Source organism: Streptomyces sp. NPDC048352 (genome assembly GCF_040651895.1).
Lineage (GTDB): Bacteria > Actinomycetota > Actinomycetes > Streptomycetales > Streptomycetaceae > Streptomyces.
On the sequence record NZ_JBEZKZ010000010.1, the window covers coordinates 43,058 to 56,503 of the forward strand.

At 72.5% G+C, this 13,446-nt stretch carries 9 protein-coding genes; 2 read left to right on the forward strand and 7 right to left on the reverse strand.

The features are described from left to right. The first annotated feature begins 3 nt into the window (after window positions 1-3). Entirely contained in the window at window positions 4-1,224 is a 1,221-nt protein-coding gene (locus tag AB0D45_RS08180) for an ROK family transcriptional regulator (RefSeq protein WP_362456007.1), read from the forward strand. A 151-nt stretch (window positions 1,225-1,375) separates the two neighbouring features. Here AB0D45_RS08180 and AB0D45_RS08185 read toward each other — a convergent pair whose 3' ends face one another. The 4 genes from AB0D45_RS08185 to AB0D45_RS08200 all read right to left on the reverse strand — a co-directional run bounded on the left by AB0D45_RS08185 (window position 1,376) and on the right by AB0D45_RS08200 (window position 6,293). Then, window positions 1,376-2,848, reverse strand: a complete 1,473-nt coding sequence (locus AB0D45_RS08185; protein ID WP_362456009.1) for a GH1 family beta-glucosidase — start codon at window positions 2,846-2,848, stop codon at window positions 1,376-1,378. Window positions 2,849-2,879: 31 nt separating this feature from the next. Beyond that, a complete protein-coding gene (locus AB0D45_RS08190; RefSeq protein WP_361597288.1) occupies window positions 2,880-3,773 on the reverse strand; it encodes a carbohydrate ABC transporter permease in 894 nt (297 codons plus the stop codon). A gap of 3 nt (window positions 3,774-3,776) precedes the next feature. Then, complete coding sequence (locus tag AB0D45_RS08195) at window positions 3,777-4,826, reverse strand: sugar ABC transporter permease (RefSeq protein ID WP_362456011.1); 1,050 nt, start codon at window positions 4,824-4,826, stop codon at window positions 3,777-3,779. A 111-nt stretch (window positions 4,827-4,937) separates the two neighbouring features. Next, on the reverse strand, window positions 4,938-6,293 hold the full coding sequence (locus AB0D45_RS08200) for an ABC transporter substrate-binding protein (protein ID WP_362456013.1): 1,356 nt from the start codon (window positions 6,291-6,293) through the stop codon (window positions 4,938-4,940). A gap of 368 nt (window positions 6,294-6,661) precedes the next feature. On the opposite strand from AB0D45_RS08200, the gene AB0D45_RS08205 reads away from it, so the two are divergent. Continuing rightward, window positions 6,662-7,726 (forward strand): LacI family DNA-binding transcriptional regulator, encoded by a 1,065-nt coding sequence (locus AB0D45_RS08205; RefSeq protein ID WP_362456015.1) that lies wholly within the window; start codon window positions 6,662-6,664, stop codon window positions 7,724-7,726. A gap of 115 nt (window positions 7,727-7,841) precedes the next feature. Here AB0D45_RS08205 and AB0D45_RS08210 read toward each other — a convergent pair whose 3' ends face one another. From AB0D45_RS08210 to araB, 3 genes are all read right to left on the reverse strand, one after another. After that, the gene (locus AB0D45_RS08210) at window positions 7,842-9,581 is read right to left on the reverse strand and encodes a glycoside hydrolase family 6 protein (RefSeq protein ID WP_362456016.1); all 1,740 of its coding nucleotides are present in this window, start codon (window positions 9,579-9,581) and stop codon (window positions 7,842-7,844) included. Window positions 9,582-10,095: 514 nt separating this feature from the next. Next, a complete protein-coding gene (gene araA, locus AB0D45_RS08215; RefSeq protein ID WP_362456018.1) occupies window positions 10,096-11,607 on the reverse strand; it encodes an L-arabinose isomerase in 1,512 nt (503 codons plus the stop codon). Window positions 11,608-11,724: 117 nt separating this feature from the next. Beyond that, entirely contained in the window at window positions 11,725-13,419 is a 1,695-nt protein-coding gene (gene araB, locus AB0D45_RS08220) for a ribulokinase (protein ID WP_362456019.1), read from the reverse strand. Between the last annotated feature and the right edge of the window lie 27 nt (window positions 13,420-13,446).

The window sequence follows — 13,446 nt, forward strand, 5'->3', positions numbered from 1 at the left end:
ACCATGACGGCCAACGGCAGAGCGGGCGGGAACGTGGAGACCGCGCCCGCCTCACAGCAGGGGATGCGCCGGCAGAACCTCGCGGCGGTGATCGGCGCGGTCGCCGCGCACGGCCGGCTCTCCCGGGCCGACATCGCCGGACACACGGGCCTGACCAGGCCGGCCGTCTCCTCCCTGGCCGACGAACTCATCGGCCGCGCCGCACTGATCGAGACGCAGACCGCGCCCAGCGGACGCGTCGGCCGCCCCGGGCGGGCCCTGGCCCTGAACGACAAGGGCCCCGCGGGCCTCGGCCTGGAGATCGGCGTCACCCATCTCGCCGCCTGCGTGGTGGACCTGCGCGGCGAACCCCGGGTCTGGCGGCGGATACAGCGGGCCAACGCGGGCCGACCGGCCGGGCAGGTGCTGGCGGAGACCGCCGCACTGGGCGCCGACGCGGAGACCGAGGCCGCCGCCCTCGGCCTGCGCGTCCAGGGCCGCGTCCTGGCCGTGCCCGGGGTGGTGCCGAACGCCCCCGGCGGACTGGTCGCCCACGCCCCCAACCTGGGCTGGCGGGACGTCCGCCCCGCCGACCACTGGCCCGACCCCCACACCGTGCCCGAGCCGGAGAACGAGGCCAACCTCGGGGCGCTCGCCGAGCAGCGCCGGCGCGGACGGTCCGCCGAGACCTTCGTCCACGTCTCGGCCGAAGCCGGAATCGGCGCCGCACTGGTCATCGACGGCCGGCTGTTCCGCGGCGCCCGCGGTTTCGCGGGCGAACTCGGCCACCTGCCCGTCCACCCGGACGGCGCACCCTGCCCCTGCGGGGCACGAGGCTGCCTGGAGCAGTACGCGGGCGAACGGGCCGTCCTGCGCGAGGCCGGGCTGGACGACACCGGGGACCCGGTGGCCGTACTGGCCGGACGGGCGGGCGCCGGGGACCCGGCGACCCTGCGCGCCCTGGACCGCGCCGGACGGGCCCTGGGCCTCGCCCTCACCTCGGCGGTCGACCTGATCGACCCCGACGCCCTCGTCCTGGGCGGCGCCTACGCCGAACTCGCCGACTGGCTCCTCCCGCCGCTGCGCGCCGAACTGGCCGCCCGGGTCACCGTCCGGCCCTGGGCACCGGAGGCGGTACGGCCCTCCTCCCTGGGGCGCGGCGGACCGGTCCTGGGCGCGGCCTGGTCGACCGTCCAGCGGATCATCGCCGACCCCGCCCGCCTGCCGGTCCGCCGGGCCGAGTGAGCCGCCGGTCACGACCTAGGCCGTCTCTTCCGGATCTTGCCTGACCCGCGTCGCCCGGCACCGCACCTCGCCGCGTTGTCGAGGCACCCGAGGACGTCCAGTAATCGGGAGCCTCTCCGCCTTGCGATGCACGGCACCGGACAACGCGGGCTTAACCGGCAAGATCCGAAAGAGACGACCTAGCGGCGTCGCCGGGAGCGTGCAGCCGTCCCGTCCGGGCCACGCGGGAGTACCAGAGCGCGCTCGACTTGGGAGTGCGCTTCAGCGTGTCGTAGTCGACGTGGACGGCGCCGAAGCGCTTGGCGTAGCCGTGGGCCCACTCGAAGTTGTCGAGCAGCGACCAGAGGAAGTAGCCGCGCACGTCCGCCCCGTCCGTGATCGCCCGGTGCACGGCGTCGAGGTGCGCGTGGACGTAGGCGGTGCGCCGCGGGTCGTGGACCGTCCCGTCGGGGCCCACCTCGTCCTCGTACGCGGCGCCGTTCTCGCTGATGACGAGCGGCAGGCCGGGATAGCGGGCGGCGGTGCGGGTGAGCAGGTCGTAGAGCGCGCCCGGGTCGACCGACCAGCCCATGGCCGTGCGTTCGCCCGGCGCCCGGTGGAAGGCGACGTCGTCCGCGCCGGGCCAGGGCGAGTGCTCGCTGTGGCCGTGGCCGTCGTCCTGCGGCCGCTCGGCGCCCTCCGCGACGTGCGAGACGACGGTCGGGGTGTAGTAGTTCACGGCGAGGAGGTCCAGGGGCTGGTGGATCGTCGCGGTGTCGCCGTCCCGGACGAAGGACCAGTCGGTCAGGTGCGCGGTGTCCGCGAGCAGGTCCCGGGGGTACGCGCCCTCCAGCATCGGGCCCAGCCAGATCCGGTTGCCGACGGCGTCGATGCGGCGGGCCGCCTCCCCGTCCTCGTCCGAGGGGGTCAGGGGGCGGACGGCGTGGAGGTTCAGGGAGACCGCGAGCTGGGCGTCACCCGGCAGCGAGGCCCGCAGGACCTGGACGGCGAGGCCATGGCCGAGGTTGAGGTGGTGGGCCGCGCGCAGGGCGGCGACCGGGTCGGTCCGGCCCGGGGCGTGGACCCCGGAGCCGTAGCCGAGGAACGCGCTGCACCAGGGCTCGTTGAGCGTCGTCCAGCGCTTCACCCGGTCCCCGAGGGCATCGGCCACGAGGCCCGCGTACTCGGCGAACCGCCCCGCGGTCGCCCGCTCCGGCCAGCCGCCCGCGTCCTCCAGGTCCTGCGGCAGGTCCCAGTGGTAGAGCGTGAGCGCCGGTTCGATGCCCGCGGCGAGCAGTTCGTCGACGAGCCGGCGGTAGAAGTCCAGGCCCTTCTGGACGGCCGGGCCCCGGCCGGTCGGCTGGACGCGTGACCAGGAGACCGAGAACCGGTAGGCCCCCAGGCCGAGTTCGGCCATGAGGCGGACGTCCTCGGAGAAGCGGTGGTAATGGTCCACGGCCACGTCACCGGTGTGGCCCCCGAAGACCTTGCCGGGGGTGTGCGAGAAGGTGTCCCAGATGGACGGGGTCCGGCCGTCCTCACGGGCGGCGCCCTCGATCTGGTAGGCGGCGGTGGCCGTGCCCCACAGGAAGCCGGACGGGAAGGTGCGGGGGGTGGTGGGCGGCCGGGTCTCGGACACGGTCATGGAGCGCTCCCAACGCGGGTTCGGATGTTCGTCAGTTCTTCACGGCGCCGGCGGTGATGCCGCCCACGACGTGCTTGCCGAGGACGGCGAAGACCAGCAGCAGCGGCAGCGTGGAGATGAGCGCACCGGTCAGCACGACGGCCTGGTCGACGGTGTGGTTGCCCGCCCCGAGGCCGGCCAGGGCGACCTGGAGGGTCGGACTGCCGTCGGGGGTGAGGGCGATGAACGGCCAGAAGAAGTCGTTCCACGCCTGGACGAAGACCAGCATCCCGAGGACCGCCATCGCCGGCCGTGCCACCGGGAACACCACGTGCCAGATGACCCGCAGGCTGTGCGCACCATCCATCCTGGCCGCCTCCACGAGCTCCACCGGGAGCGCCTCGACGAGGTACTGGCGCATGAAGAACACCCCGAACGCGGCCACCAATGAGGGCAGGACGACCGACTGGAGCTGATCGACCCAGCCGAGGCCGGTGATGATCTGGTACAGCGGGATCACGCTGAGCTGCGGCGGGATCGTCATGGTGGCCACCACCAGCGCCAGCAGCGCGCCCCGGCCCCTGAAGGGCAGTTTGGCGAAGGCGAATCCGGCCAGCGTGGAGAACAGGACGGTCGACAGCGCGACCAGCCCGGCCACGACCGTCGTGTTGACCAGTGCCTCGCCCATGTCGACCTGGTTCCAGGCGAAGGAGAGGTTGTCGAACAGCCGGGGCCCGGGCAGGAGCGGCGCCGGCGCCTTGACCACGCGCTCACCCGTGTGGGAGGCGGCGACGAGGTTCCAGTAGAGGGGGAAGAGGGAGACCAGGGCGGCCAGGCCGAGAAGGACGTAGGTCAGCGGTCCCGCGTGGTGCTGACGGCCGGCCGACGGGCGGAGGCGCCCGGCGCGCGGCGCGTTGCGGGTGGACGTGGGGAGGGTGCGGGCCATGGTTCAGCTCCCCGCCTTCGTACGCGCGCGGTCGGCGCGGCTCCGGTCGCGGTTGCGGTGCGAGCGGGAGACCAGGGCCTGGAGGCCGCCGACGAGCAGGAGCAGCAGGAGCATGACCCAGGCGATGGCGGATGCCTGGCCCAGCGCACCGGTCACCCAGCCCTTCTCGTACATGAGCAGGCTCAGGGTCTGGAACTGGTTGCCGCTGCCGCCGCTGATCCCGACGCTGCCGCCGAAGAGCATCGGCTCGCCGAACAGCTGCGTGGCGCCGATGGTCGAGACGACGATGGTGAACAGGATCGTCGGCCGGATGGAAGGGATGGTCACGTTGAGGAACTGGCGCCAGCGCGAAGCCCCGTCCAGAGCGGCGGCCTCGTAGAGGTCCTGGGATACGGCCTGCATCGCCGCCAGGTAGATGAGCGCGTTGTAGCCCGTCCAGCGCCACGTCACGATGACCGAGATCGCGATCTGCGCGGGCCACTTGGAGGACTCCCAGTCGACCGGGCCGAAACCGGCCCAGCCCAGCACCGTGTTGATCAGGCCGTAGTCGGTGTTGAAGAGCTGGGCGAAGACGAGCGTCGCCGCCGCGATGGAGGTGGCGTACGGAGCGAGGACCGCGACCCGGAAGAACGCCCGGCCGCGGAGCTTGTAGTTGAGCAGATGGGCCAGGCCCAGAGCCATCAGCAGCTGGGGAACGGTCGAGATCACACCGATGGTGAAGGTGTTGGCCAGCGCGTTCCAGAAGAACTCGCTGGTCGCCAGGGCACTGTAGTTCTCCGTTCCCTTCCACTGGGGGACCCCGCCGAGCTCGACCCGGTGGAGCGAGAGCCAGCCCGTGTAGACCAGGGGGAAGAAACCGAAGGCGGCGAAGGTGAGGAAGAAGGGGGCGACGAGGAGATAGGGGACCGCCTTCAGGTCGAGGCGGTACAGCGTGCTGCGCCGGCGGCTCCGGCCGGAGGGCCGCTGTCTGCGGGGGCCGGGGGCGGCGTCGGCGCCCGGAGCGGGTGGGGCGGGCGGGGCGGAGCCGCCCGTCGCCCGTACGGAGGTGGCCACGGGGGCTTCCTTCCAGGTCGATGCGTGCGGTGGTACGGCGGTGCCGTCGAGCGGCGGCCCGCCTCACCCGGGGGAGGCAGCGGGTGGCGGCGGGCCGTCGAGCTGCTCCCGTTACCGGTCGATCTTGTCCTGGACCAGCTTCCTGACGTTCTCCCACGCCTTCGCCGGGTCGGTGCCGCGCTGCTCGATGTCGAGGATGCCGTTGTCGGTGAGGAAGGTCTTCACCTGGCCGTCCCATCGGCTGATCGGGGCGGGTGTGATGCCGGCCGCGGCCTGCGAGTAGATCCTGCCGACCGGGGTGTCACCGAAGTACGGCAGCTTGGCCTCCTGGACCGTGGGGGAGGTGAGGGTGTCCTTGGAGGACGGGATGTTGCCGTTCACCCCGAAGACCTTGGCATGCTGGGCGGGAGCGGTGAGCCAGGCGGCGAGTTCCGCCGCCTCCTTGGCGTGCTTGCCCGACTTCGGCACGGCGAGGAAGGCGCCGCCCCAGTTGCCGGCCACGGGCGGCGCGGCGATGTCCCACTTCCCCTGGTTCTCCGGCCCCGCCTGTTCCTTGATGATGCCCGTCATCCAGCTGGGACAGGCGACGGTGGCGAACCTGGAGTTTTTGAAGGCCGCGTTCCACGTGCCCTTCTCGTCGAACTGGCGCAGCTTGGCCGTCAGTTCGCCCTTCGCCGCCGCCACGGCCGTGTCCCACGCCTTCTTCACGCCCGGGCTGTTCTCGTAGTCCAGCTCGCCCTTGGCGTTGGCGTACTGCACGGGCTCGCTGGATATCACGGCGTTGAACAGCCCGCTGGCGGAGTCGTGGAAGGCCGTCCCGGCGGGGGCGTTCTTCCTGTACGTCTCCCCGGCGGCCAGGAACTTCGCCCAGTCGCCTTCCCAGAGCTTCGCGACCTCCGAGCGCTCGGTCGGCAGCTTGGCCTGGGCGAAGAGGTCCTTGTTGTAGCAGATGGCCATCGGGCCGATGTCCGTGCCGAGCCCGATGACCTTGCCGTCGGCCGTGGTGGCCTGCTTGACCTTCCAGCCGAGGAACGCGCCGAGGTCCGCGCCGCCCGTCGTGCCCAGGTCCACCCACTTGCCGGCCATCGCGGGGCCGGTCGCCTCGGCGATGTACCCGACCTCCAGGGCCTGGATGTCCGCGAGGCCGCTGTCGCGGGAGAGGCGCAGCTTGAGCGTGTCCCAGTACTTCTGGCCGTCCGCGACGTTCGATTCCTCGATCTTGATGTGCGGGTGGGACTTCTCGTACTCGGCGTAGAGCTTCGCTCCGGTGGCGTTGTCGTAGCCGAAGGAACCGAAGGTTCCGACCCGCAGCGTGATCTGCCCGCCGCCGGCCGCGCCCGTGTCCGCGCCGTCGTCGCCCGCGCAGCCGGCGAGCAAGGCCGTGCCCGTCACGAGGGCGACGGCCGCGACGAGCGTGTTGCTCGCGGTGCGGCGCCCGCGCCCGCGTCTGCTGCTGGAAGTGCGCATTCCACTCTCCTCGTCCAAGGTGGTGCTCGTTGTGCGCCAGGGGCCCGCCGGGCTGTTCGCGGCTCCGGGCGAGTGCCCGCGCGGACCTGAAAGGTGAAGGGCGTTGTCGCACCCCTGGATGGGAGCGCTCCCACGTCGTTGCCGGAAGGTTGCTGCCTCAGGGGTGCGGGTGTCAAGAGAGGAGGGCGGATTCCCCGGGCGGAGGCCCGGTGGGCGCCTACGTGGCGTGGAGGGGAAATCGGGGGTAGTGTGGGAGCGCTCCCACAGGGGTCACCAGCGTAAGGTTCACCGGCGTAAGGTGCCCCGCGCGGCGCGGTGGGGTCCATCATCGTGCCTGGTCCACGGGATCAGGACCCACGCGGAGTGCGATGCACGAGGGGAGTGCGAGAGGCGTGAGCGGACGGCGGAACGGCAGGCCCACCCTGGAGGAGGTCGCGGCCCTGGCCGGCGTCGGCCGGGGCACGGTCTCCCGCGTGATCAACGGCTCGCCGAGGGTGAGCGAGCAGGCCCGGCAGGCCGTGGCCCGCGCGGTGGCCGAGCTCGGGTACGTACCCAACCAGGCCGCCAGGGCACTGGCCGGCAGCCGGACCGACGCGGTCGCCCTGGTCATCCCGGAGACCGAGGCCCGGGTGTTCTCGGAGCCGTACTTCCTGGACCTGATCCGCGGGGTCAGCGCCGAACTCGCCCAGGCCGACAAGCAGTTGCTGCTGACCCTGGTCCGGACCGAGGCGGAGCGGCGACGGTTTGAGCACTACCTGGCCGCCCAGCGGGTCGACGGCGTCCTGCTGGCGTCCGTCCACGGGGACGATCCCCTGCCCGACCGGATCGCGCGGCTGGGGCTGCCGGTCGTCATGAACGGCCGGCGCTCCGAGGCGGAACCCGTCGACTACGTGGACTCCGACAACATCGGCGCCGGACGCGCCGCCGTCGCCCATCTGGTGGGCCGGGGCCGCGGCCGGATCGCGACCATCAGCGGCCCGTCCGACATGTACGTGGCCCGCGCCCGTCTCGGCGGCTACCGCGCGGGGCTGGCCGAGGCCGGGATCGCGCCCGACGAGGCGCTCGTGGCGACCGCGGACTTCACCGAGGAGGGCGGCAGACGGGCGATGCGCGCCCTGCTGGAGCGCGCCCCCGGCCTGGACGCGGTCTTCGCCGCCTCCGACGTCATGGCGGCGGGCGCGCGCGGGGTGCTGCGCGAGGCCGGGCGACGGGTCCCCGAGGACGTGGCCCTCGTCGGCGTCGACGACTCGGTGGTGGCCCGTCTGATGGATCCGCCTCTGACGAGCGTGCGCCAGCCCATCGAGGAGATGGGCCGCACGATGACCCGGCTGCTGCTGGAGAAGATCGCGGAGGGCACCGGAGCCGGTCCCGCGGCGGGGGAGGAGCGGCGCCGGGTCCTGCCCACCGAGCTCATCGTGCGCGATTCCTCCTGAGGGCGGAAGCTCCGAGCGGACTCCGCAGGCTGCCGGGCCCTGGGCGCGGTACGCCCCGCAGCCGTACGGAATCCGGAGGGATCCGTACGGCTGCGGGGTCTTCACCGGCGGTCCGTCACAGAGCCGGGTAGGCGTTCTTCATGAGCTGCTGGAACTGGGCGGAGAACCACTGTCCCGCGAGCGGGGCGTCCGGGAGCGCGCCCGACATGCTGTTGCCGTTGCGGACGTTGCCCGTGTAGGTGGGGTCGCACATCCGGTCGAAGCCCTTGCCCTCGTTGTTCGGGATCTCCTTGCTCGCCCCGTCCGACTCGCCCGGCGGCTTCATCCACACGTAGGCGTCGATGCCGGCCGCGGGCGCCGCCTGCGGCCGTTCGCCGAGCCCGGCTCCCGCCTGGTTGCACCAGTTGCCGAGGTGGATGCGCCGGTCGTAGCGGCCGCCGTTGACGTAGGAGTCCACGCTGGTCGTCGCGCCGGGTCCGGTCGGGCGGGCCGTGCCGCCCCAGCCGTTGCGGGAGGTGTCGATGAGCATGCCGACGCCGGCGTCGAAGCCGAGGGAGACCACCTTGGCCCGCATGGCCTGGGCGTAGGACAGCTCGTCGGTGTAGCGGTTCCAGTCGACCCACTTGGACTGGCGTACGGAGGTGCCGCCCACCGAGTCGTCGATCGAGAAGTGGTCCTCCTTCAGCGCGCTGAAGTTGGCGGTGTTCACGATGAAGCCGTGCACCTTGGAGAGCGTGGAGCCCTCGGCGGTCGCGGCCTGCTTGAACATCTCCGCGGATGCGGTGAAGTTGTCGTCCCAGCCGAGCCAGCCGTGATGGCCCGCGTCCACGTAGTTGTAGACGTTGGCGAGCGAGCCCAGCTTGTTCAGCGCGTAGCCGACCCCCTTGATGTAGTTGCCGTTGGCCTTCATCACGTCGCAGTTGGGCGTGGCCGTCGGGCGGCCCGAGACGTTGGTGACGAGGTTGGGCAGCGAGTCGATCTCGACGGCGGTGACGATCCGCAGACCGGCGTACTTGGGATCGGCGAGGATCGCGGCGATCGGGTCGATGAACTGCGTCTTGTACCTGTCGATCTCGGTCGGGCCCAGCTCGCCGTTGGAGGCGAGCGCGGAGCAGTCCCGTCCGGGCAGGTCGTAGATCACCAGCTGGACGACGAGTTCGCCGCTGCCCTTCTGCGCCAGGGCCGCGTCGAGGTGGTCGCGCAGGCCCATCTTGCCGCTGGTGCCCGTGACGAGGGCGATGCGGTCCAGCCAGACGGCGGTGGGCTGGTTCGACACCCTCGTGCCGCCCGGCTCGGCGGCCGCCTTGGCGGACCACTCGGGATTCACGTACACCCTGGCGCCGGCGTACGGGTTGTCGGCCTTGCCGCCCGAGGGCGGAGGCGTGGTCGGCGGGGTGGTGGGCGGTGTCGTCGGCGGTGTGGTGGGGGGCTCGGTGGCACCGTTGCAGGTGACTCCGTTGAGCTTGAACGTCGCGGGCACGGCGTTCGTGCCGTTGTGGGAACCGTTTAACCCGAACGACGTCGAACCGCCGGTGGTCAGCGACCCGTTGTACGAGAGGCTCTTGGCCGTCACGGCCGCCCCCGACTGGGTGATCGCTGCGTTCCAGCCCTGGGTGACCTGCTGGCCGTTGGCGTAGGACCACTCCACGGTCCAGGAGGCGACCGGGTCGCCGGTGTTCGTGACGATCACGTTGGCGCCGAAGCCGTTGTTCCACTGGTTGGTGATCTGGTACTCGACCTTGCAGCCGGCGGCGGCGGCGCCGGCGGGGGTGCCGAACACGGTGGCGGTGGCGCCGGCGGCCGTGACGAGACCGAGGGCCGCCAGTAGCGCGGTGCGGGGGATGACGCGGCTCATGTCGTGGGGTGCCTTTCGGGTCGGGGCGCGCAGGCCGTCGTCAGGCCGGGCGCCGGTGTGGGGGGCGTTGCCTCGTACGGGAGGAGCGCGTTCGCCGGAACCAGGCCGGGGCGTGGGCCGGTGCACGCATGTCCGCGGGGGGTGGGGCCGTCCCGGTGCGCGGGCGGGAAGGGCCGGGCCGCGACCGGGAAGAGAGCGAGGCCGCGCTCGTGAGGCGCCGATCGGTGGAAGCGCTCCCACTGGTTGGGGCCAGACCGTAGCGCCAACTGACCCCGAGGAAAAGGGGGTCGGTGAAATTCTTCGGCGAAAGGCTTTCGCACCCTCACGCGTCTTGACGCCGCCATTCCGGGTCCGCACAGTGGGAGCGCTCCCACTGGCGCACGGCTCGTGTACGACCCCTCTGCCCCTGCCCGTCCCCCCGAGCAGCGAGGAGAACCTCTGTCATGTCAGGCACATCCCCCGCCGGACGCCGTGGCCGGCGCCGGCGGCGCCGCGCCCGTCCTCACGCACCCCCTCACAGCCCCCGTGCCAGCCGGTGGTACGCCTGGTTCCAGCGGAGCTCGCGCCGGAACTGCCGGGTGGTGGTGGTCTTCTCGATGAGGAGGAGTTCCAGGCGGATCATTTCCGCGAGGTCGTCGAGGTGGTCGGAGGTCAGGGCGGTGCTGAGGACGGTGTGGTGCGGCCCTCCGGCCGTCAGCCAGGATTCGGTGGAGGTCCGCAGATCGGGGCGGGGCCGCCAGACCGCGCGGGCGACCGGCAGGGCCGGCAGCGGGTGCGGGGCCGCCACGACGTCGACGTCGTTGGCGACCAGGCGGAAGCGGTCGCCGAGGTCGGCGAGACCGACCACGACCGCCTGGCCCGGGTCGGCGTCGAACACCAGACGGACCGGGTCCTCCCGCCCGCCGATGCCCAGGGGGTGGATCTCGCAGCTGGGCCTGGCGGTCGTGAGGGAGGGACAGACCTCCAGCATGTGCGCGCCGAGGATCAGTTCCTCGCCGGGCGTCATGTCATACGTGTAGTCCTCCATGAAGGAGGTGCCGCCGGGGAGCCCGGCGGCGGCCACCTTGAGGGCGCGCAGGAGGACGGCGGTCTTCCAGTCGCCCTCCCCTCCGAAGCCGTACCCCTGGGCCATGAGCCGCTGCACCGCGAGGCCGGGCAGCTGGCGCAGCCCGCCCAGGTCCTCGAAATTGGTGGTGAAGGCCCTGAAGCCGCCTGAGGTGAGGAAGGTGCGCAGTCCGGCCTCGATGCGGGCCGCGTAGCGCAGCGAGTCGTGCCGTTCGCCCCCCGGCCGCAGCTCCGGCGCCAGGCGGTAGAGGTCCGCGTACTCCTCGACGAGGGACGTCACCTCGCTCTCGTCCGCGCTGTCGACGACCTCCACCAGGTCGTTGACGCCGTAGGTGTTGACGGAGGCGCCGAAGCGCAGCTGGGCCTCGACCTTGTCCCCTTCCGTGACGGCCACGTCGCGCATGTTGTCGCCGAAGCGGGCGAGCTTGAGGGTCGCCAGTTCGGACCGGGCCGCCGCCGCCCGCGCCCAGACCGCGACGCGCGCCCGCGTCACCGGGTCGCTGACGTGGCCGGCCACGGTCTTGCGGGGTACGCCCAGGCGGGTTTGGACGAACCCGAACTCGCGGTCGCCGTGGGCCGCCTGGTTGAGGTTCATGAAGTCCATGTCGATGGTGTCCCAGGGCAGGGCCGTGTCCGCCTGGGTGTGGAGGTGGAGCAACGGCTTGCGCAGTGCGTCCAGTCCGGCGATCCACATCTTCGCCGGGGAGAAGGTGTGCATCCAGGCGATGAGCCCGGTGCACCGGTCCTCGGCGTTCGCGTCGAGGCACACCCGGCGGATGGCGTCGGCGTCGGTGAGCACCGGCTTCCACACGACGCGTGCGGGGATGCCGGAGGCGTCGGCCAGCGCGGCGGCTATCCGCCGCGACTGTTCGGCGACCTGGCGCAGCGTCTCCTCCCCGTACAGGCGCTGACTGCCCGTGAGGAACCAGATTTCCTGGGCGGGAGACGTGGGGCTGGGCACATGGACTCCTGAAGGGCGGTGTCCCGCGACGGCGTCGGCGCGTCGGGCGGACGGGGATGGCGGACGGGGAGGACGGACGAGGGAGGACGGGCGGGGATGGACGGACGGCGCGGCGGGTCAGCCGGTGCGGTGGGCCGTGTCGCGGATGCTCCTCAGCCGGTGCAGCAGGCCGCCGGCGGCGAAGTGGTCGTGGAGGAGCCGGTATGCGTCGAAGAGGGCGTCGTAGGCGTCGGCCCGGGAGGCGTCGGGCGTGTAGACGGCGGGCAGCCGGCGGCCCATCGCGGCAGCGGCCGTCCGTACGTCGGGGTGGGCGCCGGCGGCCACGGCGGCGTGGATGGCGGACCCGAGGGCGGGCCCCTGGTCCGACGCGGCGAGGGAGACGGGGCGGCGCAGCACGTCGGAGTAGATCTGCATCAGCAGTTCGTTCTTGGCCAGTCCGCCCGCGACGATGAACTCGTGCACCGGTACGCCGCCCCTCTCCAGGGCCTCCACGATGACGCGGGTGCCGAACGCGGTGGCTTCGAGCAGCGCGCGGTAGACGTCCTCGGGGCGGGTGGCGAGGGTCAGACCCACGATGACTCCGGAGAGGCGGTGGTCGACGAGGACCGACCGGTTGCCGCCCAGCCAGTCGAGGGCGACCAGTCCGTGGGCCCCGACCGGCTGGGCGGCGGCCTTGCGGGTCAGCAGGGTGTGCAGGTCCTCGCCGCGCTCGGCGGCCTCGGAGAGGTAGTCCGACGGGACGCCCTGGTCAAGGACCCAGGCGAAGATGTCGCCGACCGCGCTCTGGCCCGCCTCGTAGCCGTAGGTCCCCTCGGCGATCCCGCCGTTCACGACGCCGCAGATGCCGGGGACCTCGGCGAGGACGGAGGCGTTCACGACGTGGCAGGTGGAGGTGCCCATGATGGCGAGCAGCCGGCCGTCCTCCATGGCCTGGGCGGCCGCCGCGGTGACATGGGCGTCGACGTTGCCCGCGGCCACGGCGATCCCGGCGCGCAGCCCGGTCCACGCCGCCGCCTCGGGGCGGAGGGAGCCGACGCGTGAGCCCAGCGGGGAGAGGGGGAACGCGAGGCGGGTGCGTGCGAAGTCGGCGAACCGGGGGTTCAGCTCCGCCAGGTACTCCTCGCTCGGGTAGGCGCCGTCCTGGTGGATGCCCTTGTATCCGGCGGTGCAGGCGTTGCGGGACTCGGTTCCGGTGAGCTGCCACACGATCCAGTCGGCGGCTTCGATCCACCGCTCACAGGTGTCGTAGACGAGTGGATCCTCCTCCAGGACCTGGAGGGCCTTGGCGAACTGCCACTCCGCGGAGATCCGGCCGCCGTAGCGGGCGATCCACTTCTCCCCGCGGGCGTGGGCGAGCGCGTTGATGCGGTCGGCATGCGGCTGGGCCGCGTGGTGCTTCCACAACTTGGGCCACGCGTGCGGCCGTCCGGCGAGATCCGTCTCGGCGAGGGGGGTGCCGTCGGCGAGGGTGGGCAGGACGGTGCAGGCGGTGAAGTCGGTGGCGATGCCGATCACCGAGGCGGGATCGATCCCGGCCGCCGCCACGGCCTGCGGCACGGCGTGACGCAGTACGTCCCGCCAGTCCTCGGGGTGTTGCAGGGCCCAGTCCGGAGGCAGCCGGGCGCCCCCGTGCGGCAGGCGCCGGTCGATGACGCCGTGCCGGTACGGGTGGACCGCCGCCGCCAGCTCCTGCCCGTCGCGGACGCGCACCACCACGGCGCGGCCCGACAGCGTGCCGAAGTCGACGCCGACCGTGTACTGCTCCGGTTCCCCGGAGGGCGGGGCGGGCGTGAGGCGTGGGGGTGACGTCAACGGAGTGCCTTTCGCAGGAGGGGCGGG